The sequence below is a fragment of the Saccharopolyspora sp. NPDC045941 genome, assembly GCF_056431445.1.
On sequence record NZ_JBWKKU010000032.1, the window covers coordinates 1 to 4,155 of the forward strand.

Here is a 4,155-nt window from a genome sequence, read left to right on the forward strand (position 1 = left end):
TCACGCCACCCACCACCGGGGTGAGAACCATCCTGCGGGCGACCCCCACTGGTTTGGGGCCCCTCTCCCCCCCCCGTCCCCCCCCCCCCCCCCAGAACCCCCCTTTCCCCTTGCCCCCCCCCCCACGCCACCAGTGTCTTCAGCAGGTTCCGGCATCAGTCGCCCGGTTGTTGGTTGCCCCGGTATTGCGTCGCGGCGCGTGGCCGCCGGACCGATGCCTCGACCGCGCCCGGCAAAGCGGCCGGGCAGGGTTGGGTACTGACGGACGTCAGCGCCGGGCTTGGCCGCTCGACGCAGGGTTCCGCATCACCATGCGGGCCCGCTGCATCTCACGTGCCATGCCGCCCAGCCAGCGAACCAGACCTGCCATCGGGGCGTCCTCCACTAACTTCGAGGGGATGAGTCGACGGTGCTTCGCCCCGTTGTCAAATCCCAGACGCGACAACCGGCGCGAACCAGGCGGGAAGAAGCCGTCTCACCCGCCATGTCGTCGCAGGTAGCCCACGTGTTTCTCGCAATTCATAACGTATTGATAACGAAGATTCAGATAGGGTGCTTATCCATCGATAGGGGCACGTCCGTTGGGCTTTGCCGACGCTGCGTGCATGCCCCGGGTGGACCATCAACCGGGATGCGCACCGACGGTGTCGCGCAGCTCCCCGGCCATGGCCATGTCCGACTGCCGCGCGCAATGCGCACAGCAGAAGAACCGGCCACTGGCCTCCACGCCGTGCCCGAGGATCCGGGTCCCGCAGTGCTCGCACTGCGGCGCGAGCCGCTGCGCAGCGCATTCGAAGCAGTCGAAGGTGTGCACCCCGCCGCCCACGGTGTGCACCTCGAAGGTCATCCAGTAGTCATTGCCGCAGACTTCGCAGGTCGCCATGACGTCGCCTTTCCACGCCGACGGGTGGACACCCGCAGGATGCGTCCCTACCCATGGGTCGGCAACCGCGCCACCACCCGATTCGCAGCTGCCCACCCGCCCCGGAGATGTGCCAGCATGATCGCGATCACACCGAGCGCATCGGGGGAGCACATGCACGACGACCGCCGCATCGTCGAACAGCGCCTCGACCGGGTGCTGGCCGAACGCCTGCGACCCGCCTACTACGCCGAAACGCTGCCCTGCGACATCGCCGTCTGGCACGCGCCCGGCGAACCCGTGCCCGTCGCCGAGGCCCTGCGCGCCGACTACGCCCCCGCCGGCATCGGCGAAGCCTGGGGACCCGCCTGGGGTACCAGCTGGTTCCGCCTGGCCGCCACCATCCCGCCGCACTGGGACGGCCGCACCGTCGAAGTCGTGGTCGACCTCGGCTTCGACGCCGACCGCCCCGGATTCCAGTGCGAAGGTCTCGCCCACAGCGCCGACGGCACCCCCATCAAAGGCCTCAACCCCCGCAACACCCACCTGCCCGCCGGCCGCAACTCCGCCGGCCGGCACCGCACCTGGTACGTCGAAGCCGCCGCCAACCCGATCATCCTCGGGGACAACGGATTCCGGCCCACCGGCCTCGGCACCAAACCCACCACCGCGACCCCGCCGCTGTACCGGCTGCGCCGCGCCGACCTCGCCGTCCTCGACGAACCCGTGTGGCAACTCGTCCAGGACGCCGAGGTCCTCGACCAGCTCATGCGGCAACTCCCCGCGGACTCGCCGCGCCGCCACGAGATCCTCCGCGCCCTGGAACGCATGCTCGACCGCCTCGACCTGCACGACATCACCGGCACCGCACCCGCCGCCCGCGACGAACTCGCCGGCGTCCTCGCCCGGCCCGCGCACCCCAGCTCCCACGTGATCTCCGCCGTCGGCCACGCCCACATCGACTCCGCCTGGCTGTGGCCGCTGCGCGAAACCGTCCGCAAGGTCGCCCGCACCGTCGCCAACGTCACCGCCCTGATGGCCGAGCACCCCGACTTCCACTTCGCCATGTCGCAGGCCCAGCAGCTGGCCTGGATCAAGGAGCACCACCACCAGCTCTACGACCGCGTCCGCACCTTCGTGCACACCGGGCAGTTCGTGCCGGTCGGCGGCATGTGGGTGGAAGCCGACACCAACATGCCCGGCGGCGAGGCCATGGCCCGCCAGTTCGTCCACGGCAAGCGCTTCTACCTGGAGGAGTTCGGCATCGAAACCCGCGAGGTGTGGCTGCCCGACTCCTTCGGCTACAGCGCCGCCCTGCCGCAGCTCGTCGCCCAGTCCGGGTCGCGGTGGTTCCTCACCCAGAAGATCTCCTGGAACCAGACCAACAAGTTCCCGCACCACACCTTCTGGTGGGAAGGCATCGACGGCACCCGGGTGTTCACCCACTTCCCGCCCGCCGACACCTACAACTCCGAGATCAGCGGCGCCGAACTCGCCCACGCCACCGACAACTTCGCCGAGCACGGCTACGCCACCCGCTCCCTGCTGCCCTTCGGCCACGGCGACGGCGGGGGAGGACCCACCCGCGAAATGCTCGCCCGCGCCTACCGCACCGCCGACCTCGAAGGCTCCCCGCGCGTCCGCCTGGAAACCCCCGAGGAGTTCTTCACCGCCGCCGAAGCCGACCACGCCGGCCCCGCGGTCTGGTCCGGCGAGCTGTACCTGGAGATGCACCGCGGCACCTACACCTCGCAGGCCAAGACGAAACAGGGCAACCGCCGCAGCGAACACCTTCTGCGCGAAGCCGAACTGTGGTGCGCCACCGCCGCCATCGCCACCGGCCGCGACTACCCGCACGACGCGCTGGACCGGCTGTGGAAGCAGGTGCTGCTGCACCAGTTCCACGACATCCTGCCCGGCTCCTCGATCTCCTGGGTGCACCGCGAGGCCGAAGCCGCCTACGCCCGCATCGCCACCGAACTCGAAGCGATCATCACCGGCGCGCTGCGCGCCCTGGCCGGCGACCCCGCCGGGCCGCTGACCTTCAACGCCGCCCCGCACGCCCGCAACGGCGTCCCCGCCCTCGGCGCGGCCACCGCGATCACCACCGCCGCGGCGACGGCCACCCGCCACCCCGACGGCACCACCACCCTCGACAACGGCCTGCTGCGCGTCACCATCGACCACCGCGGGCTGCTGACCTCCGTCTACGACCACGCCGCCGAACGCGAGGCGCTGGCCGGCCCCGCGAACCTGCTGCAGCTGCACGCCGACCACCCCAACGCCTGGGACGCCTGGGACCTCGACGCCTTCTACCGGCACCACACCCGCGACCTCACCGAGCTCGACGAGCTGGACCTCGACAACGGCACCGTCCGCATCCGCCGCCGCTTCGGCAAGTCCACAGTGGAGCAGCGCATCGGCCTCGCCGCCGACGCCCGCCGCGTCGACATCGACACCGACATCGACTGGCACGAAACTGAGAAGCTCCTCAAAGCGGCCTTCCCGCTGGACGTGCACGCCGACCGCTCCGCCGCGGAAACCCAGTTCGGGCACGTCATGCGCCCCACCCACAGCAACACCTCGTGGGACGCCGCCAAGTTCGAGATCTGCGCCCACCGGTTCCTGCACGTCACCGAACCCGGCTACGGCCACGCCCTCGTCAACGACGCCACCTACGGGCACGACGTCACCCGCGACACCCGCCCCGGCGGCGGCACGACCACCACCGTGCGCCTGTCCCTGCTGCGCGCGCCCCGCTTCCCGGACCCCGACACCGACCACGGCCGCCACCACCTGCGCTACGCCCTGGTCGTCGGGGCGGACATCGGCGACGCCAGCCGCGAGGGCTACCGCATCAACCTGCCCGAACGCACCATCAACGGCTCGCGGCCCGTCGCGCCCCTGGTGGCCGTGGACAACGACGCCGTCGTCGTCGAAGCGGTCAAGCTCGCCGACGACCGGAGCGGAGACCTCGTGGTCCGCCTCTACGAATCCCGCGGCGCCCGGGCCCGCGCCCGGCTGACCACCTCCTTCCCGGCCACCTCGGTCACCCGCACCGACCTCCTCGAACGGCCGCTCGCCGAACCCGACGCCACCACCGACGCATTCGACCTGCGGCTGCAGCCCTTCGAAATCCGGACCCTGCGCTTCGCCCGCCCCGCCGGCGCGTGAACCACCCGGCCCGGGGGGGGGGGGGGGGGGGGGGGGGGGGGGAGGAGGGGGGGGGGGGGGGGGGGGTGGGGGGGAGGGGGGGGGGGGGGGGGGGGTTTGGGGGGGGGGGGGGAGGCAAG

Annotated in this window: 2 protein-coding genes; one reads left to right on the top strand and one right to left on the bottom strand. The window is 71.6% G+C overall.

What is annotated here, in order from left to right:
* Positions 1-622: 622 nt before the first annotated feature.
* Positions 623-883 carry a Prokaryotic metallothionein gene (locus AC07FN_RS24710; RefSeq protein ID WP_093267697.1) on the bottom strand — a complete coding sequence of 87 codons (261 nt, stop codon included), beginning with the start codon at positions 881-883 and terminating at the stop codon, positions 623-625.
* A gap of 117 nt (positions 884-1,000) precedes the next feature.
* On the opposite strand from AC07FN_RS24710, the gene AC07FN_RS24715 reads away from it, so the two are divergent.
* A complete protein-coding gene (locus tag AC07FN_RS24715; RefSeq protein ID WP_478397758.1) occupies positions 1,001-4,036 on the top strand; it encodes an alpha-mannosidase in 3,036 nt (1,011 codons plus the stop codon).
* Positions 4,037-4,155: the final 119 nt, after the last annotated feature.